At 66.5% G+C, this 18,627-nt stretch carries 21 protein-coding genes; 16 read left to right on the forward strand and 5 right to left on the reverse strand.

Features of this window, described 5'->3' with window-relative positions:
- Nucleotides 1-42 precede the first annotated feature (42 nt).
- Nucleotides 43-708 carry a Holliday junction branch migration protein RuvA gene (gene ruvA / locus BM002_RS07710; protein WP_092779195.1) on the reverse strand — a complete coding sequence of 222 codons (666 nt, stop codon included), beginning with the start codon at nt 706-708 and terminating at the stop codon, nt 43-45.
- Nucleotides 705-1,202: a crossover junction endodeoxyribonuclease RuvC gene (gene ruvC / locus BM002_RS07715; protein WP_092780465.1), complete on the reverse strand. Its 498-nt coding sequence runs from the start codon at nt 1,200-1,202 to the stop codon at nt 705-707. The genes ruvA and ruvC overlap by 4 nt, the downstream gene beginning before the upstream one ends.
- Nucleotides 1,203-1,505: 303 nt before the next feature.
- Between ruvC and BM002_RS07720 the strand changes: the two genes are divergently transcribed.
- Nucleotides 1,506-1,691, forward strand: a complete 186-nt coding sequence (locus BM002_RS07720; RefSeq protein WP_092779197.1) for a DUF1127 domain-containing protein — start codon at nt 1,506-1,508, stop codon at nt 1,689-1,691.
- A 72-nt stretch (nt 1,692-1,763) separates the two neighbouring features.
- Here BM002_RS07720 and BM002_RS07725 read toward each other — a convergent pair whose 3' ends face one another.
- On the reverse strand, nt 1,764-2,657 hold the full coding sequence (locus tag BM002_RS07725) for a 50S ribosomal protein L11 methyltransferase (protein ID WP_092779199.1): 894 nt from the start codon (nt 2,655-2,657) through the stop codon (nt 1,764-1,766).
- Nucleotides 2,658-2,764: 107 nt separating this feature from the next.
- Between BM002_RS07725 and BM002_RS07730 the strand changes: the two genes are divergently transcribed.
- The 12 genes from BM002_RS07730 to BM002_RS07785 all read left to right on the forward strand — a co-directional run bounded on the left by BM002_RS07730 (nt 2,765) and on the right by BM002_RS07785 (nt 14,294).
- Complete coding sequence (locus BM002_RS07730; protein WP_092779201.1) at nt 2,765-3,397, forward strand: hypothetical protein; 633 nt, start codon at nt 2,765-2,767, stop codon at nt 3,395-3,397.
- Nucleotides 3,394-3,789, forward strand: a complete 396-nt coding sequence (gene ybgC / locus BM002_RS07735) for a tol-pal system-associated acyl-CoA thioesterase (protein ID WP_092779203.1) — start codon at nt 3,394-3,396, stop codon at nt 3,787-3,789. Before BM002_RS07730 ends, ybgC begins: the two co-directional genes overlap by 4 nt.
- Nucleotides 3,790-3,844: 55 nt before the next feature.
- Nucleotides 3,845-4,828, forward strand: coding sequence for a type VI secretion system-associated protein TagO (locus BM002_RS07740; protein WP_175484833.1), 984 nt, complete (start codon nt 3,845-3,847; stop codon nt 4,826-4,828).
- Between the two features lie 166 nt (nt 4,829-4,994).
- The gene (gene tolQ, locus BM002_RS07745; protein WP_092779207.1) at nt 4,995-5,693 is read left to right on the forward strand and encodes a protein TolQ; all 699 of its coding nucleotides are present in this window, start codon (nt 4,995-4,997) and stop codon (nt 5,691-5,693) included.
- A 1-nt stretch (nt 5,694) separates the two neighbouring features.
- Nucleotides 5,695-6,180 (forward strand): protein TolR, encoded by a 486-nt coding sequence (gene tolR, locus BM002_RS07750; RefSeq protein WP_092779209.1) that lies wholly within the window; start codon nt 5,695-5,697, stop codon nt 6,178-6,180.
- A gap of 1 nt (nt 6,181) precedes the next feature.
- Complete coding sequence (locus BM002_RS07755) at nt 6,182-7,375, forward strand: hypothetical protein (RefSeq protein ID WP_092779211.1); 1,194 nt, start codon at nt 6,182-6,184, stop codon at nt 7,373-7,375.
- Between the two features lie 138 nt (nt 7,376-7,513).
- Nucleotides 7,514-8,857, forward strand: coding sequence for a Tol-Pal system beta propeller repeat protein TolB (tolB, locus tag BM002_RS07760; protein ID WP_092779213.1), 1,344 nt, complete (start codon nt 7,514-7,516; stop codon nt 8,855-8,857).
- Nucleotides 8,858-8,867: 10 nt separating this feature from the next.
- On the forward strand, nt 8,868-9,389 hold the full coding sequence (pal, locus tag BM002_RS07765; RefSeq protein WP_092779215.1) for a peptidoglycan-associated lipoprotein Pal: 522 nt from the start codon (nt 8,868-8,870) through the stop codon (nt 9,387-9,389).
- The gene (gene ybgF, locus BM002_RS07770) at nt 9,389-10,351 is read left to right on the forward strand and encodes a tol-pal system protein YbgF (protein WP_092779218.1); all 963 of its coding nucleotides are present in this window, start codon (nt 9,389-9,391) and stop codon (nt 10,349-10,351) included. The genes pal and ybgF overlap by 1 nt, the downstream gene beginning before the upstream one ends.
- Entirely contained in the window at nt 10,335-11,600 is a 1,266-nt protein-coding gene (gene tilS / locus BM002_RS07775) for a tRNA lysidine(34) synthetase TilS (RefSeq protein ID WP_175484834.1), read from the forward strand. Before ybgF ends, tilS begins: the two co-directional genes overlap by 17 nt.
- Before the next feature lie 81 nt (nt 11,601-11,681).
- Nucleotides 11,682-13,592: an ATP-dependent zinc metalloprotease FtsH gene (ftsH, locus tag BM002_RS07780; protein WP_092779222.1), complete on the forward strand. Its 1,911-nt coding sequence runs from the start codon at nt 11,682-11,684 to the stop codon at nt 13,590-13,592.
- A gap of 120 nt (nt 13,593-13,712) precedes the next feature.
- The gene (locus BM002_RS07785; protein WP_092780468.1) at nt 13,713-14,294 is read left to right on the forward strand and encodes an MOSC domain-containing protein; all 582 of its coding nucleotides are present in this window, start codon (nt 13,713-13,715) and stop codon (nt 14,292-14,294) included.
- Between the two features lie 19 nt (nt 14,295-14,313).
- Here BM002_RS07785 and BM002_RS19630 read toward each other — a convergent pair whose 3' ends face one another.
- A complete protein-coding gene (locus BM002_RS19630; RefSeq protein ID WP_281243810.1) occupies nt 14,314-14,436 on the reverse strand; it encodes a hypothetical protein in 123 nt (40 codons plus the stop codon).
- Nucleotides 14,437-14,676: 240 nt separating this feature from the next.
- Here BM002_RS19630 and BM002_RS07790 point away from each other — a divergent pair, with 240 nt between their 5' ends.
- Nucleotides 14,677-16,353, forward strand: coding sequence for a formate--tetrahydrofolate ligase (locus tag BM002_RS07790; protein ID WP_092779224.1), 1,677 nt, complete (start codon nt 14,677-14,679; stop codon nt 16,351-16,353).
- Nucleotides 16,354-16,427: 74 nt separating this feature from the next.
- Nucleotides 16,428-17,333 carry a bifunctional methylenetetrahydrofolate dehydrogenase/methenyltetrahydrofolate cyclohydrolase FolD gene (gene folD, locus BM002_RS07795; protein WP_092779226.1) on the forward strand — a complete coding sequence of 302 codons (906 nt, stop codon included), beginning with the start codon at nt 16,428-16,430 and terminating at the stop codon, nt 17,331-17,333.
- 65 nt (nt 17,334-17,398) lie between these two features.
- Here folD and BM002_RS07800 read toward each other — a convergent pair whose 3' ends face one another.
- Nucleotides 17,399-18,154, reverse strand: coding sequence for an alpha/beta fold hydrolase (locus tag BM002_RS07800; RefSeq protein ID WP_092779228.1), 756 nt, complete (start codon nt 18,152-18,154; stop codon nt 17,399-17,401).
- A 64-nt stretch (nt 18,155-18,218) separates the two neighbouring features.
- On the opposite strand from BM002_RS07800, the gene BM002_RS07805 reads away from it, so the two are divergent.
- A complete protein-coding gene (locus BM002_RS07805; RefSeq protein ID WP_092779230.1) occupies nt 18,219-18,587 on the forward strand; it encodes a hypothetical protein in 369 nt (122 codons plus the stop codon).
- Nucleotides 18,588-18,627 lie beyond the last annotated feature (40 nt).

Below are 18,627 nucleotides of genomic sequence, written 5' to 3' on the forward strand. Positions count from 1 at the left end.
GGCAGGCGGGTCGCGGCGCTATCAGCATGGCCCATGCCCCGTTCAGTCCTTGGGTGCCAGCAGTTTCAATGCCGCGCGGATCAGGGACGCGGTGTCCTTGGCGTCATCGGCCGCTTCGGCCACCGCGCGCGAGGCATCGACGGGGGCATAGCCCAGATTGGTCAGCGCCGACAACGCCTCGGCCGAAGCCGAGGATTTCCGACTGGCCACCAGGCGCGGCGAGCCGCGCGGGGCGTCGGGTTCGGGTGCCGTCGACAGGTGGGCGTCGATCTCCAGGATCGGATCATCCGCCTCGATCAGCATCATCGCAGGCGCCTTGCCCTGCAATTCATTGACCACGCGCTGCGCGATCTTGGGGCCGACACCGGGGGCCGCCTTGACCGCGTTCGCGTCGCCAAGCGCGATGGCCCGCGCCACCCCTTCGGACCCGAGGGTGCCCAGAATGGCCAGCGACCCTTTGGCCCCGATCCCCTGGACCGAGGTCAGAAGGCGGTGCCATTCCCGCTCCTGTACGGTGAGGAAGCCGAACAACTGCATCAGGTCTTCGCGCACCAGAAGTTCGGTCCAGAGCGACACCGGCGATTTCACCGGCGGGAGCGCGGCCAGCGTCCGCTCGGAGCATTGCACGACATATCCCACGCCATTCACATCGAGCAGCACATGATCCTGTGCCTTGTGGTCCAGCCGACCCGTCAGCCGCCCGATCATGATTGCATCGCCGCCACAAGGCGTCCCGAGCTTTGCAGATGGATCGCGTGACAGATGGCGATGGCCAGCGCATCCGCCGCATCCGGGCTGTCGGGGTTGCAGCCGGGCAATTGCATGCGGACCATATGGTCGATCTGTTTCTTGTCGGCGTGGCCAACCCCGACGACGGTCTTCTTGACGGCATTGGGCGCGTATTCGCCGACAGTCAGCCCCGCCTGCGCCGGAACCAGCACCGCGATCCCGCGCGCTTGCCCCAGTTTCAGCGATCCGGCCCCGTCGCGGTTGACGAAGGTCTGTTCCACCGCGGCGGCATCGGGCGCATGATCGACCAGCACGGCGGTGAGCAATTGATGAAGCGACAGCAGGCGATCGCCCATGTCCGTGCCCGTTGGCCGACAGGTTCCGTTGGCCACATGACGCTGGCGCGGGCCGTCCACGTCGATAATTCCCCAACCGCAGGCCCGAAGTCCCGGATCAATCCCAATGACGCGCATGCACCTGCCCTGGATGTTCTGTGTTTGATCCATCGCTAACATAGCGGCAGGCACAGGGCCAGCCGACGCGGACGTCACGCGGGGCACTGTTGCAGCGGCACCGCGACCGTCCGCGCGCGGGTGACAAACCAAGGTGGGATGCCGCACTGCGGCGATTTCAGATGCGGCTATGCAGAAAGCACATATCGGGCATGTGTGCTTGATATTTGTGCGGTCTGAAAACTCTCCCTATGTGCACTCCATCCGAGGCGGCCTGAAGGGCTGCGTCCATACCCCCGCAAGCTTTTCGAATTGGAACAAGCCATGACGACTTTCGACACCTACCGCGCCGCGCCGGCCACCAACTTCTTCTCGACCGTTCTGGGTCAACTCATCAGCTGGAACGACCGCCGCGTCACCAAGAAGATGCTGAGCAACCTGACCGACCGCGAGCTCAACGACATCGGCCTCGAGCGTGCCGACATCGCCACCTGGTCCCGCGGACGCTGATCTGGCGCTTCGGACCGGTCGCAAGACCATGACAGGCCGTCCTTCGGGGCGGCCTTTGTCGTTCCCGCCCCCTCAGCGGCGGCGGAGGGTCAGGGTCGTCCAGTCGCCGATGATCCGCCGCTCCGCCAGGTCGAAGCCCGCCGCATCGTAGGCCGCGACGACATCGTCGCCTTGCGGGTTCAGGATCCCCGACAGGATCGCGTGACCGCCTTGCGCCGCATGGGCGGCCAGGTCGGGGGCCAGTTCCACCAGCGGCCCCTTCAGGATATTCGCGAAGATCAGGTCGAACGGCGCCAGCGCGCTCAGGCGCGGATGATCGAAACCCGCGGCCTCCACGCATTCCAGCCGCCCGGCCAGATCGTTGACCGCCACATTGGCGAGGGCCACCTCGACTGCCACTTCGTCGATATCGGAGGCGATGATCGGCGCATCGGGCCAGACCTTGGCCGCCGCCATCGCCAGAACGGCCGTGCCCGCGCCGATATCGGCCACCTTGCCGGGGGTCAGCCCCTGCACCAGCAGATCGTCGAAGGCCTGAAGGCAGCCCAGGGTCGTCCCGTGATGCCCCGTCCCGAAGGCCATCGCCGCCTCGATCAGCAGAGCCACGCGCCCCTCGGGAACACGGTGCGAATCGTGCGAGCCATAGACGAAGAAGCGCCCCGCCTCGACGGGCTGCAATTCGCGGCGGACATGAGCCACCCAGTCGGTCGGCGGCACCTCCGAGACGACGAAGGGTCTGGCATCGAAGGCCGCCGCCAGCAGGGCCAGCCCCGTGTCATCGGGCGCATCGGTGAAATAGGCGCCGACCTCCCACAGGCCCGAGCCATCTTCCATCTCGAAGACGCCGACGCCGTCCGGCTCCATCGCCTGTTCCAGCGCCTCGCCCAGGCCCTCGGCCTGTTCGCGGGTCCGCAGGGTGGTCAGCGCGGTCCAGCTGGCGGGGGTGATGATTGCATCGTCTGACATCGGAGCCTCGGGCATTCTGGCGGTCTGTCCCGCCCTAGACCGGGGGGCCGACCGCGTCCAGCACCCGGCGTCTGGACGTGGCCCCGATGTCGTGGCAGGTCAACGCCATGACACCGCTTTCTCCCGATGCCATCGAGGCGCTTTTCACGCGCAGCGACGACCAGTACCTTTTTGCCAGATGGGGGCGCCCCATCGTGCCCGTGGTCTTCGGCGTGACGGAGGAGACCGTGACCGTCCTGAAAGGCGCGATCGAGGCGCTCTGCGTGCTGACTGGCCACAAGATGGCCGAGACGGACCCCGAACTGGGCGCGAACTTGATGGTGTTCTTCGTACAGGACTGGGCCGAGCTGACCGAGACGCCCAACCTCGACCGGCTGATCCCCGATCTCGGCCCCCTCGTGACACGGTTGCAGCAGGCCGGCGCGAACCAGTACCGGATTTTCCGCTTCGACGAGGAAGGGGCGATCAAGGCCTGCTTCAGCTTCGTGCGGGTCGACGATCATCTGGCGAGTGTGCCCGCGGACACCCTGGCCCTGAACCAGATGACCCAAGCCATCCTGCTCTGGTCGGACCGCGCGTTCGGCGACACCTCGCCGCTGGCGGTCGCGGATGGTGTGGCCATCCTGCGCCCCGATATCGCCGATGTGATGCGCGCGGCCTACGATCCCGTCCTGCCCGCCATGGCCCGCGACGCCAGCCATGCCCTGCGACTGGCCGCTCGGGTCGGGCGCGTCCAATGAGCCATCGCTGGCCGATCAGGGTCTATTATGAAGACGTCGATCTGGCGGGCATCGTTTATTATGCCAACTATCTGAAGTTCATCGAGCGGGCGCGCTCCGAGATGGTCCGTGCCGCGGGCATCGATCAGGACGCAATGCGCCAGGGCGGTATCGTTTTTGCCGTGTCGCGGGTCGAGGCCGACTATCTGCGCCCGGCCCGCTATGACGATGTGTTGGAGGTCCAGACGGTGCTGTCCGACGTGTCGCGCGTGCGCTTCGTGATGGACCAGACCGTCTGGCGGGCCGACACCGCCCTGTTTCGCGCCCGTGTCACCATCGTCTGCATGGATGTGTCGGGCCGCCCCCGGCGCCTGCCCGATGGGATCGTCGCCATGCCGACGGCGGCGCGCTAACCGATCCTTAAACCTCCTGTGCCAGACAGTCCCGGTAAAGCCCGAGGTCTGTGCCATGCCGTCGATTCCGCGCCCTCTGATCTATCTGACTGCGGCCCTGTCGGGCATCGCCGTCGGCTATTCCCTGCCGTCGGATGCGCCCGAAACCGACGTGCCGCCCCGTGTGGTCCGGGACGTCGCCCCACCCGCGCCACCGATGCCCGTCGCGTTGACCGTCGGGGATGCGGATGTGGTCGAAGATGAGCCGGCTGGCCCTGCCTGGGTCTTGCGCACGGAACCCGCGGCCTTCGACGACCTGACCAATGTCTATCTCTCCGTGCCCAGTGATCAGCCGCTGCGCTGCGGGCCGCGTCGACGGGCCAGCCTGATGCTGCGCTGCCTGGAGGACCGGACCGCCATCTATATCGCCCATGACTGCGCCACGCCGCCCATGGACCCCGAAGGATGGGACGTCGACCTTCGCTTCGACCAGAATGCGGTCCAGAACGTCGATCTGCCCGTCGATTCCCATGGCGAGGCGTTCGGTCACTGGACCTACCGCGAGGCGCGCACCCTGATGGAGGAATTGCTGTCGGCGCAGACGCTCAGCGTGCGGTTCACCGATCTGACCGGCACCGAAAGCCAGATGTCCTTTCCGGTCGCCAGTCTGGCAGAGCCCCTCGAAACCCTGAAACAGGCGTGCCACTGGTCGGCTGTTCCCCCGTGGGAGCAGATCGACACGCCCCGGGGCGATTTTCACGACGATGGCCCGGTGGCAGACCTCCCGGCCGCGATCGACGAGCCCGGGCAACTTGCCTCGGCCGAACCGCGCCCCGTGGCGACCCTGCCGGAATTGGGCGACGTCAGCCTGACATCCGGCTCGACCCGCAGCTTCATGTTGCGCGCCGAGGTGCGGCCTGGGCGTGCGCTCGATCCGGCGCCATCCGCCCCGCTCGAGACCGGAACGCCGGTGTTCCCGGAGACGCCCACCTACCAGACCGGGCTGACCACGGGGGAACGTCGCCTGCTGGAACATGACGGCAATGGGGGGAACAGGTGAGCCGCAAATCATGGTGCTTGTCCGATTTCGTGATCCCGAAAGGGCCGACACGCTGATTTCCGCCCAGACCGCCTTCCCCCTCGCCAAACGTCTTTGCATCTGTTAATCTCTCTTTCAGATAAAAGCGGTCGACAACGACCCAATGAGACAAGGACGGGCGGTCCACATGGAAACCGAAGTACTGGCAGCCGCCAGCGAGATCGATTTCTCGCTATGGGCGCTGTTCGCGCGCGCGACCTTCACTGTGCAGGTCGTGATGCTGATGCTATTTGCGGCATCGATCTGGGTCTGGGCGATCCTCATCCAGAAAGTGATTCAGTTCCGCCGGTCGCGCGCGCGGGCTGCCGCGTTTGACCGGGCGTTCTGGTCAGGAGAACCGCTGGACGCGCTCTATGAGCAGATCGGCGACCGGCCGCGCAGTGCATCCGAGCGGATCTTTGCCGCCGCGATGCAGGAATGGACGCGCAGTCACCGCGACGACGGCGGCCTGATCGCGGGCACCCAATCGCGTATCGACCGCACGATGGATGTCGCCATCGCCAAGGAGCGGGACCGCCTGACCAGCGGGCTGACCTTCCTTGCCACCATCGGCTCGACTGCACCCTTCATCGGGCTTTTCGGCACGGTCTGGGGGATCAAGCACGCCTTCGAACAGATCGCCATCAGCCAGAACACCAGCCTCGCCGTCGTGGCCCCCGGTATCGCCGAGGCCCTGCTGGCGACCGGTATCGGCCTTGTCGCCGCAATCCCGGCGGTCGTGTTCTACAATAAGCTGAGCCGCGATTGCGACCGCATCATGGGCAACTACGAAGCCTTCGCCGACGAATTCGCCACCATTCTGTCGCGCCAGCTGGACGCAGCCTGACATGGGCGGCGGCGTCATCCAGGGGTCGGGCGGCGGATCCCGTCGCCGCAGGCGCGGTGGCGGCGGCAGCGCACCCATGTCCGAAATCAACGTCACGCCCTTCGTCGACGTGATGCTGGTGCTGCTTATCATCTTCATGGTGGCCGCCCCCCTGCTGACCGCCGGCGTCCCGATCGAACTGCCCGAAACCGCCGCGACCGCCCTTCCGCAGGAACAGGAAGAGCCGTTGGCGGTGACCGTCTCGGCCGACGGCCGCGTCCTCCTTGGCTCCACGGAGGTCCCGCGCGAGGAGTTGCTGACCCGGCTGCGCGCCATAGCAGGCGAACGTGAAAGCGACCGGGTCTTCCTGCGCGCCGACGGCGCCGTCCCCTATTCCGACGTCATGGTCGTGATGGGCGCGCTCAATGCGGGCGGCTTTCGCAACATTGGCCTCGTGACCGACGGTGGCGGCCCCACCCTCGACGGGTCCGACGAAGCAGGCCAATAGGATGGAGAAGCGGACCGCTGTCGCGATTTCCGGCGCAGCGCACGCGGGCGTGCTGGTCTGGGCGCTGCTTGCGGGATATTTCAGTCCGGTCGAGGAAGAGCCGCCGATCCAGATCGCGTCGGTCGGCATCGTCAGCGAGGCCGAATTCCAGGCGGCTCTGTCGCGTGACCCCGGTCCCGCTGCGCCCACCCCCGAAGCCCCGGCAGCCCCCGAAGTGCAGGACGCGCCCGAGACGCCCGCCCCCCGCGAGGAGCCGGCGCCGCAGCCAAGTCCGCGTCCCGAAACGCCCCAGACCCCGCCGCCCGACGCCGCCCCGGATGTCGCGCAACTGGTCGCGCCGCCGACAACCGAAGTCGTGACCGAAGCCCCCGATGCCCCGCCGCCGCCGCCCGGCGCGCAGGATGCGCCAGTGTCGCCACGGCCCAGACCCCGCCCCGCCGAGCGGATCACCCAGACGCCGACACCCGCGCCCCCGCCGCTGGTCGAGACGGCCCCGGATGTGGAGGTCGCGACCGAGCCGTCGCCCGAACCGCCGGTCGAGGAGCAGGTCGAACCGCAGGAACAGGCCGCGCCCGAAGAGACGACGACAGCCGAGACGACCGAGGCCGACACGCCCGCCGCAGCCGAGGTCGAAGCGCTGGTGACATCGCTGGCGCCCGAGGATTCGCCGCGCCCCGGGCGTCGTCCGAACCGTCCTGCCCCGGCGCAGACACAGACGCAGACGGCTTCGGCAGCGTCGACCGCAGCCACCAGCACCGAGACGGCAACCGCTTCGGCTCCGGCGACGACGCCGAGCGAACCCCGCACCGTGAACACAGAGGATGCCCTGCGCGAGGCCGTGGCCGGGGGCGGGTCCGCCGCGCAGGAAGGGCCGCAGCTGACCGAAGGCCAGAAGGACGGGTTCCGACTGGCCGTTCAGGCCTGTTGGGATCTTGGGGCGGTGTCGACCGATACCTTGCGCACCGTCATCGAAGTCCGATTCGAGATGCGCCGCGATGGCTTCCCGGTCTCGAGCTCGATCCGTCTGGCCGACTCTCGGGGGGGCACACCGGCATCGACGCAGATCGCATTGGAACGGGCCCGGTCCGCAATCATCGGCTGCGCGCGCCAGAACGGGGGCTATGACTTGCCGGACGAAAGCTATGAAGAGTGGAAAGAGATCGTTGTCGTCTTCGACCCCACGCAGAGGTTCTGAGGCGATGCCGCTTATTTCCGCAACAGATCGCCACGAATACGGCCCGGCGTCCACGGCGCTTGAGAAACTGCACGTCCGCAGCGATAACGGCATGACAATCGGGCGCAATAACAGAAACGAGAAGTTTGGGTGAAACGCATGTTCAACGTAGCATTCTTCAGACGATTGGCGGTCTCGGTCTTGATGGGGGCCGCGGTGCTGGCGGGGTCGATGACCACTCCGGCAAGTGCCGAGCTCAGAATCGTCATCAGGGATCCGAACCTATCCCCCATGCCGTTTGCCGTTCCGACCTTCGTGGCGCGCAATCCCGCTGCCACCGACCTCGCGAACGATATCACCCGGGTCATCGCCGCCGACCTTTCGAATACCGGTCTCTTCCGCGAAATTCCGCGCGACGCCCATGTTGGCCGCATCGACAGCTTTGACGCCCCGATCCAGTTCTCGGACTGGACCGCGATCAACTCCCGGGCCCTGATCACCGGATCGGTCCTGGTCGAGGGGGATGGCCGCATCGTGGTCCAGTTCCGCTTGTATGACGTGGATGCTGGGGCGCCTCTTGGTGAAGGCCTGCAATTCGTCGGCACCGCCGATGGCTGGCGGCGCATGGCGCACAAGGTGGCCGATGCCGCTTATAGCCGGATCACCGGCGAGGGCCCCTATTTCGACAGCCGGGTCGTCTTCGTTTCGGAAGTCGGGCCCAAGGATGCGCGTCAGAAGCGGATCGGCGTGATGGATTACGACGGCGCAAACGTCCAGTATCTGACCTCGTCCGACTCAATCGTGCTGGCCCCGCGCTTCTCGCCGGATGGCAGCCGGATCATCTATACGGGCTACGAATCCGGGTTCCCCAAGGTGACCGTGATCGACGTCGCATCGCTGGCGAAACGCACCGTCGGCGGCGTCGACCAGAACATGAGCTTTGCGCCGCGCTTCTCGCCCGATGGCAGCCGCGTGGTCTATTCCGCCGAAGTCGCGGGCAATACCGACCTCTATCTTCTGGACATCGGCAGCGGGTCCCAGACCCGGCTGACCTCGGCCCCGTCGATTGAAACCGCCCCCGACTTTTCGCCGGACGGAAGCCAGATCGTCTTTGAGAGCGACCGCTCGGGTGCGCCGCAGCTCTATGTGATGAACGCCGCGGGCGGCGAAGGAACCCGGATCAGCTTTGGCGAGGGCCGCTATGGCACGCCGGTCTGGTCGCCGCGCAACGACTTCATCGCCTTCACCAAGCAGAACGCCGGGCGTTTCCACATCGGTGTCATGCGCACCGATGGCTCGGAGGAACGTCTGCTGACCGGTGCATTCCTCGACGAGGGTCCGACCTGGGCCCCCAATGGCCGCGTCGTGATGTTCACCCGCGAGACGGCGGGGGCCAATGGCGCCCCGGCGCTCTATACGGTGGACATCTCGGGCCGCAATCTTCAACGAGCCGCCACGCCAGCGGCCGCCTCCGACCCCGCCTGGGGTCCGCTTCTTCGCTAGGGATACGACCATGAAAACAACAGCTCTTCTTCTGATCGCGGCACTGGCCCTGACCGGCTGCGGTAATCGACTTGGCCAAGGTGGCGACGGGAGCGGCGACGGCTTCGGCAATGGCGCGGGCGCCGGTGCCGGCGGGATCGTCGCGGGCAGCGCCAACGACCCGACCTCGGTCGCCTACTTCCAGCAGACCATCGGCGACCGCGTCCTCTTTGCGGTGGACCAGTCGAGCCTGTCGTCGGAAGCACAGGCCACCCTGGCCGGTCAGGCCCAGTGGATGAACTCGAACCCAAGCTACACCGCGCTGATCGAAGGTCACGCGGATGAGCAGGGCACGCGCTCCTACAACCTGGCCCTGGGCGGTCGCCGCGCCAATGCCGTGCGCGACTACCTCATCAGCCAGGGCGTGTCGGCAGATCGCCTGCGCACCATCAGCTACGGCAAGGAGCGTCCGCTCCAGGTCTGCTCGACCGAAGCCTGCTACAGCCAGAACCGCCGGTCCGTGACCGTTCTCGCCGCCGGGGCGGGCGTCTGATGCTGCGCGCCGCCACCCTGGCCCTTGCGCTGACGATCGCGCTGCCCGTGGCGGCGCAGCAGTCCGAGACGCTGGCCGACATCCGCCAGCAACTCAGCGTCCTGCAAAGCGAAATGCAACTGTTGGGCCGTGAGCTGAACACCACCGGCGCCACCGGTGGTGCCGTCAGCGGCTCCACGGTGCTGGACCGCGTCAACGCCATCGAAACGGAGCTGCAGCGGCTGACGCAGGCGACCGAACGGTTGCAATTCCGCGTCGAATCCGTGGCCCGGGACGGCGGCAACAGGATCGAAGACCTGCGGTTCCAGCTTTGCGAGCTGACACCGGACTGCGATCTGGCTTCCCTGCCCGCGCCCGCGCCTTTGGGCCAGAACACCGGCACGCCCGCCCCCGCAGGCGGGACGACCGGCGGCGGCACCTCGTCCTCGGGGCCCTTGTCCGGCCCCGTGCCGGTCCAGCGTCCGGACCGGACCGGCGGCACGGTCGCGCAACCGCCCGTGGTCGCCGGAACCGGCACCGGGACCGACATCGGCATCGGCGCGACCGGCGGTCAGACCGCCCCCGTGCCGGAACTGGCCGTGGGCGAACAGGGTGATTTCGACCGCGCCCGCGCCGCACTCGACAGCGGGGACAACGCTGCCGCGGCACAGGCGTTCGAACAATTCGTGACGTCCTATCCCACGGGTCCGCTGACCGCCGAAGCACAGTTTCTTCGCGGTCAGGCCCTGTCGCGCGATGGTCAGCACGCGGGCGCCGCGCGCGCCTATCTCGAAAGCTTCTCGGGCACCCCCGAGGGGCCGCAGGCACCCCAGGCTCTCGTCGGTCTCGGCACCTCGCTCGGGGCCCTGGGGCAACGGGACGAAGCCTGCCTGACGCTCTCCGAAGTGGCGATCCGCTTCCCGCAATCGCCTGCCGTCGAACAGGCGAATTCCGCTCGGGCAGGGCTTGGCTGCGCAGGATGATGTGACCCCCGCCGCCGCCATCGCCCGTCTTTTCGACGGGCCGCTCGGCGGCGGGCATCGCAGGTTCGGCATCGCGGTCTCGGGTGGCGGCGACAGCCTTGCCCTGCTCCTGTCCGCCCAGACCCACGCGCAATCGACCGACCGCAGCTTCCGCGTGGCGACCGTCGACCACGGGCTGCGCCCCGAAGCGGTCGAGGAAGCACGGCAGGTGGCGGCGCTCTGCGCCGAACGGGGCATCGCACATGACATCCTGACCCTGGCGCTGCGCGACGGACCCGACCTTCAGGCCCGCGCGCGGCAGGCCCGCTATGCCGCCTTGGGCGAATGGGCCGCGCAGCACCACCTGTCGCCCGTCCTGCTCGGGCATACGCAGGACGACGTCGCCGAAAGCCTGGTCATGCGACTTCGACGTGGCGTGGGGTTGGAGGGGTTGGCCGAGATGCCCGAATGCTGGACCGACGCGCGCGGCCAGACCTGGGCGCGGCCGTTCCTGTCGATCGCTCGGCTGGCCCTGCGCGACATCTTGGCCCGCGCAGGCATCACGCCAATCGAAGATCCCTCGAACGAGGACAGCCGCTTCGAGAGGGTGGAGATCCGCAAGGCGCTGGCGATGCTCGGGTGGTCCGACGCCCATCTGGCCCGCAGTGCGCGTCATCTGGCCGAGGCCGCGCAGGCCTACAACACCCGCCTCGCGGACCTTGCCGAAGATGTCTTCGTCACGACGGTCAGCGATGTGGTGCTTCAAACCGAACATGCGCGCGAGCTCGCGGCATCCGAACCCGACAGCCTGCGCCGCCTGCTCCTTGCCGCCCTAGCCTGGATCGGCGGGCGTGCCACGCCACGCGCCGACGAACAGAAGCGCCTTCTGGATTATGTTGCTGACCCCGCGACCGGCGGCATCACGCTGGCCGGGTGCCGCATCATGTGCGACGCGGCGGGCGTGCGGCTGTTTCGCGAAGAGGCCGACTGCCCGCCCGAGGTCAAGTTCGGCAAGGTCTGGGACCGCCGCTGGCTGGTCGAGGGGCCGGTCGCACCCGGCCTGACCATCGGCGCGCTTGGCCGGGATATCGACCAGACCCCCTGGCGAGGCGGCGTGTTGCCCCGCGCCTCGGCGATGACAACCCCGGCCATCCGACAGGACGGAAGTCTGCTGGCGGCCCCCGCCGCGGGCCTTCCCGGCGCCTATCGCATAAAAGTCGAAGGATCGGTCGCTGCGGCCTTGCGCCGCCGCGAACCGATCTTCAATTGAACCCGGGGGGTCGCAGCCCTATATTTGGTCCAAACGTCCTCGGCATCCTGATGAGTTGCCGCAAGCTTTCGGAGATTTTCTTTGGGAAACGCGCGCACGATCGCCTTCTGGGTGGTTCTCTTCGTTCTGGTCATGGCCATGTTCCAGATCTTTTCGGGCGGCAACACGGCGAGGTCGGCTCAGGAAGCCTCCTATTCCGAATTCATCGCCGAGGTTGAGAACGGGTCCGTCACGTCGGTCGAACTGGATGGCGAACGGGTCATCTACAACAGCGCGACGGGCGGCCAGAAGATCGCCATCAAGCCCGCCGATGTCGACGTGGCCGAAACGCTGCTGGCCAATGACATCAACTTCTCGGCCAAGAGCCAGGAACAATCCGGCTTCCTCAGCGCGCTGACGCTCTGGCTGCCGTTCCTGCTGCTGATCGGTATCTGGATCTTCTTCATGAACCGGATGCAGGGCGGCGGCAAAGGCGGGGCCATGGGCTTCGGCAAGTCCAAGGCCAAGTTGCTGACCGAAAAGCACGGGCGCGTCACATTCGACGACGTGGCGGGCATCGACGAGGCCAAGGAAGACCTTGAGGAAATCGTCGAATTCCTCCGCAATCCCCAGAAATTCAGCCGCCTTGGTGGCAAGATCCCCAAGGGCGCGCTGCTGGTCGGCCCTCCGGGTACCGGTAAGACCCTGCTGGCCCGTGCCGTGGCCGGCGAGGCGGGCGTGCCATTCTTCACCATCTCCGGCTCCGACTTCGTCGAGATGTTCGTCGGCGTCGGCGCAAGCCGCGTCCGCGACATGTTCGAGCAGGCCAAGAAGAACGCGCCCTGCATCATCTTCATCGACGAAATCGACGCCGTCGGACGGTCGCGTGGCGTGGGCTATGGCGGCGGCAATGACGAGCGCGAGCAGACCCTGAACCAGCTTCTGGTCGAGATGGACGGCTTTGATGCCAACGAAGGCATCATCATCGTGGCCGCCACGAACCGTCCCGACGTTCTGGACCCCGCGCTGCTGCGTCCGGGTCGTTTCGACCGCCAGGTGCAGGTGCCGAACCCGGATATCAAGGGCCGCGAGAAGATCCTCGGCGTCCATTCGCGCAAGGTGCCGCTCGGGGCCGACGTCGACCTGCGGATCATCGCACGCGGCACGCCCGGGTTCTCGGGTGCCGACCTTGCCAACCTCGTGAACGAGGCGGCCCTGATGGCCGCACGCATCGGGCGTCGGGTCGTCACGATGGAGGATTTCGAGCAGTCGAAGGACAAGGTCATGATGGGGGCCGAGCGCCGCTCAATGGTCATGTCCGAAGACGAGAAGAAACTGACCGCCTACCACGAGGCGGGTCACGCCATCGTCGGCCTGAACGTTCCGCAGCATGATCCGATCCACAAGGCGACGATCATCCCGCGCGGTCGTGCCCTCGGTCTGGTCCTGTCGCTGCCCGAGCGCGACCGCATTTCGGCCAGCTATCTGTGGTTCACGTCGCGCATCGCGATGGCCATGGGCGGGCGCGTCGCCGAGGAGCTGATCTTCGGCAAGGAAAACGTGACCTCGGGGGCCAGCCAGGACATTAAGCAGGCCACCCAGATGGCGCGCGCAATGGTCACGCAATATGGCTATGCCGACGAGTTGGGTCTGGTGGATTATGCCAATGAGCAGCAATCCTACCTGGGTGCCTACGGCGGCGGCACCTCGCATTCGAGCGAGACCCAGAAGATGATCGACGACAAGGTCAAGGAGATCATCAACGAAGGTTACGAGACCGCCAAGCGCATTCTGACCGAGAAGGCCGACCAGCTGGAGAACCTGGCTCAGGGCCTTCTGGAGTACGAGACGCTGACCGGGGCCGAGATCACCAAGGTCATCAACGGCGAGGCGCTGAACCGCGACGACGATGACGATCACATCGACACCAGCGGCGGCTCAAGTCTGACGGCGATCCCGAAGACCAAGCCCAAGCCGAAAGGCCCCGACCTTTCGCCAGAGCCTACGACCTGAACATGACGATGGGCCCCGCTGCGGGGCCCATTTTCTTTGGGAATGACGTCCGCCAGTTTTGGTGATTTGCCCAATCCGAACGGGGTCGCTATGCGGAGGCAGCCCAATCAGGAAACCGCCATGCCCGCGCTCAAACCTACCGACATCTATGGCCGGATTGACTGGCTTGGCGTTGTCCCCGCCCGTGATCTGGCTTTGGCGTCACGGCCTCGGGAAAGCCTGATGCTGAATTTCGACGGACCTGAAGGCGAGGATCATGGCGGTCTGACCCGCCCTTCCTGCAGCCGCGTCGCTTCGCAGTACCGCCGCGGCACTCAGATCCGGAACACACGTCAACTTTCGGTCGTCGGCGCCGAAGAACTGGTCGAGGTGGCAAAATCCATCGGATTGGAAGCGTTCGATCCAAGTTGGATTGGTGCCACGATGGTCATCTCGGGCATCCCCGATTTCACGCATCTGCCGCCGTCGTCCCGCCTGCAGATTGCGGAAGGTGCGACGATCGTTGTCGATATGGAGAACCGTCCCTGCGTCCTGCCCGCCCCGGTCATCGAGGCGGATGCGCCGGGCCACGGAAAGGCTTTTAAGGCGGCAGCCAAAGGCAGGCGCGGCGTCACGGCTTGGGTGGAAAGGGAAGGAGCAGTCCGGATCGGCGACGTCGTTCGCCTGCACATTCCGGATCAGCGTGGGTGGCAGGGGGGCTGACCGGCCCCCCGCCATTCGGTCAGGCCAGCACGAGACCCGTCAGCATGGCAAGCGCCAAGCCGGTCACGAAACCTGCGTGAATGAAGATGCTGGTGGCTGTCATACTATCGTCTCCTGTCTGGATCGGCGAAGTCTTGCCCATCCTTATAATCCATTCTTGCCACACCAACGATTAACAACTGCTTACGGTTCCGCGATTCGTGGTGACCCTTCGTGATATCCGTTTTCGCGCCCTGATCTGTCGCGCGTGTTTCCGATTGAACGCGGCCAGACCGTCCGGCGACGCCGAGGCACTTCGGAATGTCGGTTTTCGCGCGATGTCCCCCCTCGTCCTGGGATTACCCGTTGTGTCATGCCTGCGCGTGACCAGAGGGAGGCCGCCATGACCTACAAGACAGACATCGAAATCGCCCGTGCCGCCACCAAGCGGCCGATTCAGGAAATTGGCGCGAAGATCGGCATCGGGACCGACGATCTGCTGCCATATGGCCACGACAAGGCCAAGGTGAGCCAGGACTTCATCAACTCCGTCCGGGACCGCCCGAACGGCAAGCTGATCCTGGTGACCGCGATCAACCCCACACCGGCGGGCGAGGGCAAGACGACGACGACGGTCGGTCTGGGCGACGGCCTGAACGCCATCGGCAAGAAGGCCATGGTCTGCATCCGCGAGGCCAGCCTTGGCCCCAATTTCGGTATGAAGGGTGGGGCTGCGGGGGGCGGCTATGCCCAAGTCATCCCGATGGAAGAGATGAACCTTCACTTCACCGGCGACTTCCACGCCATCACCAGTGCGCATTCGCTCCTGTCGGCTATGATCGACAATCACATCTATTGGGGCAACGAACTCGACATCGACATCCGCCGTGTCGTCTGGCGCCGGGTCGTCGACATGAACGACCGTGCGTTGCGCCAGATCACGGCTTCGCTCGGCGGGGTCAGCAACGGCTTCCCGCGTGAGGCAGGCTTCGACATCACCGTCGCATCCGAGGTGATGGCCTGCCTGTGCCTCGCCAACGACCTGAAGGATCTGCAAAAACGTCTGGGCGACATGATCGTCGCCTATCGCCGCGACAAGAGCCCGGTCTACGCCCGCGACATCAAGGCCGACGGGGCGATGACCGTCCTGCTCAAGGACGCGATGCAGCCCAATCTGGTGCAGACGCTGGAGAATAACCCGGCCTTCGTCCACGGCGGTCCGTTCGCCAACATTGCCCATGGCTGCAACTCGGTCATCGCCACGACGACGGCGCTCAAGCTGGCCGACTATGTCGTGACCGAGGCGGGCTTCGGCGCCGACCTCGGGGCCGAGAAGTTCATGAACATCAAGTGCCGCAAGGCCGGCATCGCGCCCGACTGCGTGGTTCTGGTCGCCACGGTGCGCGCGATGAAGATGAATGGCGGCGTGGCCAAGGCCGACCTCGGGGCCGAGAACGTGGAGGCAGTGAAATCCGGCTGCGCCAACCTCGGGCGGCACATCGCCAACCTCAAGGGTTTCGGCGTCCCGGTCGTCGTCGCGATCAACCACTTCACCGGCGACACGGAAGCCGAGGTTCAGGCCGTGAAGGATTTCGTTGCGGGCCAGGGTTCCGAGGCGATCGTGTCGCGCCACTGGGCCGACGGCTCCAAGGGCTCGGCCGAGCTGGCGACCCGCGTGGCGGAAATCGCCGACTCCGGCGTTTCGAAATTCGCGCCCCTCTATCCCGACGAGATGCCGCTCTTCGAGAAGATGGAGACCATCGCCAAGCGCATCTACCACGCCGACGAAGTGGTCGCCGACAGCAAGATCCGCGACCAGCTCAAGGCCTGGGAGGATCAGGGCTATGGCAATCTGCCCGTCTGCATGGCGAAGACCCAGTATTCGTTTTCCACCGACCCGACCCTGCGCGGTGCACCGACGGGCCATTCGATCCCCGTTCGCGAAGTGCGGCTGTCGGCGGGCGCGGGTTTCGTCGTGGCGGTCTGCGGCGATATCATGACCATGCCGGGCCTGCCCCGTGTGCCCTCGGCCGAGACGATCCGGCTCAACGAAGCGGGCGAGGTCGAGGGCCTTTTCTGAGGCCCCGGCGACAAGACCTGCGTGAACCCGGCACCCCTGTCGGGTTCACGCCGAAAGTAAGTGAGGAATAACGGATGACGGCTGAGATCATCGACGGCAAGGCATTCGCGGCAAAGGTCCGCGCGCGGGTGACCGAAGAAGTGGCGCGGGTCCGGGCATCCGGCATCACCCCCGGTCTGGCCGTCATTCTGGTCGGCGAGGACCCCGCCAGCGCCGTCTATGTCCGCAACAAGGGCAAGCAGACGGTCGAAGTCGGCATGGAAAGCTTCGAGCACAAGCTGCCCGCCGACACCCCCGAAGCCGAAGTCTTGGCCGTGATCGCGCGCCTGAACGCGGACCCTGCGGTCCATGGCATCCTCTGCCAGCTGCCCCTGCCCGGTCACATCGACGCCGACAAGGTTCTGGCCGCCATCGACCCCGCCAAGGACGTCGACGGTTTCCACATCTCGAACGTAGGCCTGCTGGCGACGGGACAAAAGGCGATGGTGCCCTGCACGCCGCTCGGATGCCTGATGATGCTGCGCGATCACCACGGGTCGCTCTCGGGGATGAACGCGGTGGTGATCGGTCGGTCGAACATCGTGGGCAAACCCATGGCGCAACTTCTGCTCGGCGACAGCTGCACGGTCACGATCGCCCATAGCCGCACCAGGGACCTGCCCGAGGTGGTCCGCCGGGCCGATATTGTCGTCGCCGCAGTGGGCCGCGCCGAAATGGTGACCGGCGACTGGATCAAGCCCGGGGCCACGGTCATCGACGTCGGCATCAACCGGATCGACGCGGGCCTGAAGGAAGATGGCACGCCCCGAACCCGCCTCGTGGGCGACTGCGATTTCGACAGCTGCGCCGCCGTCGCGGGGGCCATCACGCCGGTGCCGGGGGGCGTCGGCCCCATGACCATCGCCTGCCTGCTGGCCAATACGCTGACGGCCTGCTGCCGCGCCAACGGCCTACCGGAACCTGCGGGCCTGACCGCCTGATCTTCTCTGCTTTGCAAATACTCCGGGGGTCCGGGGGCTGGCCCCCGGCCCGGCCGTGACGCCGCTCAGGCGTCGAGGATCGCGCGCACCGAAGCCTCGAATTCGCGGGGCTTCTGCGCGTGAAGCCAATGGCCTGCTTCGGGGATCTTCGCGAACCTCGCCTTCGGGAACAGCGCCTTGATCGCCGGCCGGTGCTCGGACCGGACATAATCGCTCTCCCCTCCCGACAGAAAGACCGCGGACCCCTCGAACACGCCCTCCATCTCGGGGAAGCCGATGATCGCGGGCATCTCCGCCTCCAGCACATCGAGGTTCAGCGTCCAGCGTTTCCCGGCGACATCCAGCGATTGCAGCAGGAAACTGCGCGTCCCATCATCGGGAACCTGCGCCAGTTGCTCCGCCGCCTCGGAGCGGCGGGTGACGCGCTCCAGATCGACCGCGCGCATCGCCGCGATCAGATGGGCCTGCGTGTGGCCATAGGTGACGGGTGCGATGTCGGCGACGATCAGGCGGCGGACCAACTCGGGTCGCGTCAGCGCCAGAACCATGGCCGCCTTGCCGCCCATGGAATGACCCAGAACGTCCATCGGCCCGCCCTCCGCCTCGATCACCCGGGCCAGATCGGCAGCGAGGTCGGGATAGGAATGGCTGTCGTACCAGGGGCTGTCGCCGTGGTTGCGCATGTCGACGGCGATCACCGCGCGGCTGTCCGACAGGCGCTTGGCGATGACGCCCCAGTTGCGCGCCGACCCGAACAGACCGTGCGCAATCAGCAGTGGGGGGCGGTCGGTCGGGGTGCCATGGCGGATCGTGTTCAACATGGAAACGGGATATCCGCGCAATCGAAGGATTGCCAGACAGGCCGCGCTGCCCGTAACTCGGGGAATGCACAACGACCTTCTGACCCGCATCACCGCTCTCGAGGATGCGATGGCCGACCGGCTTTACCTTCCACGGCAGGATCTGCGCGGATTGCTGCGCGCCGCCCGCGGCCGCCTGCCCCGGCCCGTTCTGCGGCAGGCGCGGGAGCTGGTCGACGTGCGCGCCCGGCTGGCAAGCCCCGCAACCGCCAAGACGCTCAATGTCTCCCGCGCGCGCGCGACCTGCGACCTGCTGGAGCGCGCGCTGGCCCAGGTGCCCGAGGGAAAATACCGCCGCCGCTTCTGGTCGGCCCGGGTCGGCGGCGTGGCGCTGAACCTGCTCCTCGTGATCGGCCTCGTCACCGCCTTCCTGTGGTGGCAGGGCGGCAAGTAACCCCGGACCGGATACAACCGGCCCATGGCAGGGCCGGTTG

The sequence above is a fragment of the Jannaschia pohangensis genome, assembly GCF_900113875.1.
Lineage (GTDB): Bacteria > Pseudomonadota > Alphaproteobacteria > Rhodobacterales > Rhodobacteraceae > Jannaschia > Jannaschia pohangensis.

Excerpts from the sequence above, each read along its gene's own strand:
- ybgC (WP_092779203.1), top strand. The coding sequence starts at position 3,394 with ATGAGCCATCGCTGGCCGATCAGGGTCTATTATGAAGACGTCGATCTG.
- ruvC (WP_092780465.1), bottom strand. The coding sequence starts at position 1,202 with ATGCGCGTCATTGGGATTGATCCGGGACTTCGGGCCTGCGGTTGGGGA.
- pal (WP_092779215.1), top strand. The coding sequence starts at position 8,868 with ATGAAAACAACAGCTCTTCTTCTGATCGCGGCACTGGCCCTGACCGGC.
- ybgF (WP_092779218.1), top strand. The coding sequence starts at position 9,389 with ATGCTGCGCGCCGCCACCCTGGCCCTTGCGCTGACGATCGCGCTGCCC.
- BM002_RS07800 (WP_092779228.1), bottom strand. The coding sequence starts at position 18,154 with ATGTTGAACACGATCCGCCATGGCACCCCGACCGACCGCCCCCCACTG.
- folD (WP_092779226.1), top strand. The coding sequence starts at position 16,428 with ATGACGGCTGAGATCATCGACGGCAAGGCATTCGCGGCAAAGGTCCGC.
- BM002_RS07725 (WP_092779199.1), bottom strand. The coding sequence starts at position 2,657 with ATGTCAGACGATGCAATCATCACCCCCGCCAGCTGGACCGCGCTGACC.
- BM002_RS07720 (WP_092779197.1), top strand. The coding sequence starts at position 1,506 with ATGACGACTTTCGACACCTACCGCGCCGCGCCGGCCACCAACTTCTTC.
- ruvA (WP_092779195.1), bottom strand. The coding sequence starts at position 708 with ATGATCGGGCGGCTGACGGGTCGGCTGGACCACAAGGCACAGGATCAT.
- BM002_RS07740 (WP_175484833.1), top strand. The coding sequence starts at position 3,845 with ATGCCGTCGATTCCGCGCCCTCTGATCTATCTGACTGCGGCCCTGTCG.
- tolQ (WP_092779207.1), top strand. The coding sequence starts at position 4,995 with ATGGAAACCGAAGTACTGGCAGCCGCCAGCGAGATCGATTTCTCGCTA.
- tolB (WP_092779213.1), top strand. The coding sequence starts at position 7,514 with ATGTTCAACGTAGCATTCTTCAGACGATTGGCGGTCTCGGTCTTGATG.
- BM002_RS07790 (WP_092779224.1), top strand. The coding sequence starts at position 14,677 with ATGACCTACAAGACAGACATCGAAATCGCCCGTGCCGCCACCAAGCGG.
- BM002_RS07755 (WP_092779211.1), top strand. The coding sequence starts at position 6,182 with ATGGAGAAGCGGACCGCTGTCGCGATTTCCGGCGCAGCGCACGCGGGC.
- BM002_RS07805 (WP_092779230.1), top strand. The coding sequence starts at position 18,219 with ATGCACAACGACCTTCTGACCCGCATCACCGCTCTCGAGGATGCGATG.
- tolR (WP_092779209.1), top strand. The coding sequence starts at position 5,695 with ATGGGCGGCGGCGTCATCCAGGGGTCGGGCGGCGGATCCCGTCGCCGC.
- BM002_RS19630 (WP_281243810.1), bottom strand. The coding sequence starts at position 14,436 with ATGGGCAAGACTTCGCCGATCCAGACAGGAGACGATAGTATGACAGCC.
- BM002_RS07730 (WP_092779201.1), top strand. The coding sequence starts at position 2,765 with ATGACACCGCTTTCTCCCGATGCCATCGAGGCGCTTTTCACGCGCAGC.
- BM002_RS07785 (WP_092780468.1), top strand. The coding sequence starts at position 13,713 with ATGCCCGCGCTCAAACCTACCGACATCTATGGCCGGATTGACTGGCTT.